The sequence below is a fragment of the Cryobacterium inferilacus genome (genome assembly GCF_019599185.1).
GTDB classification, from domain to species: Bacteria; Actinomycetota; Actinomycetes; order Actinomycetales; family Microbacteriaceae; genus Cryobacterium; species Cryobacterium inferilacus.
In genome coordinates, this window is record NZ_JAIEUL010000070.1 from 1 (window position 1) to 617 (window position 617).

Annotated in this window: 1 pseudogene; it reads left to right on the top strand. The window is 61.9% G+C overall.

The features are described from left to right. Positions 1-240 precede the first annotated feature (240 nt). A pseudogene (locus K2F54_RS18950) lies at positions 241-617 on the top strand (IS21 family transposase); the annotation flags it as partial.

A 617-nucleotide genomic window follows, 5' to 3' on the forward strand; every position in this document is an offset into this window, starting at 1 on the left:
CCGCCAAAGCTGCACTCCGCTATCGGATGACGACACTATGTCCCTTCAGACCTCCCGGATCGAAACCTGAATCTGACTGAGTATTTGCGTTCCTGAGCGCCACCGATATTGCGCTTGAGCGCCACCTGCTCGCTGTCGGGGTCGCGTCTTTGAGCGCCACTGAATATTCGGGTTGAGCGCCACTGTTCGTAGGCTCCTTCTGCCGTGTGCTCTATCACGCGGCAGAAGGAGTAATCACAGATGGTACGGAAGATCAAAGCGAAGCTGGTGCTCAGGCTGCGCAGCGAAGGGCTTTCGGGGCGGCAGATCGCCGCGCAGGGGTTGTCCCGGCATAGCGTGGCGGCGGTGCTCGAGGCCGCAGATCGGGAACAGGTGACCTGGGACGACGTCGCCGGTCTGGACGACGCCGCGGTGTATGCGCGGTTGTTCCCCGACCGCGGTGCGCATCAAAGCGTGTATACGCAGCCCGACTGGGGACACGTGCATCGTGAGCTCGCCCGGGTCGGCGTGACGCTGAAGCTCTTACATGGCGAGTACGTCGATCGGTGCCGTGCCGCAGCGGAGACGTCGATGGGATACGACCGGTTTTGCAAGAACTACCAGCAGCATGTCCTCGT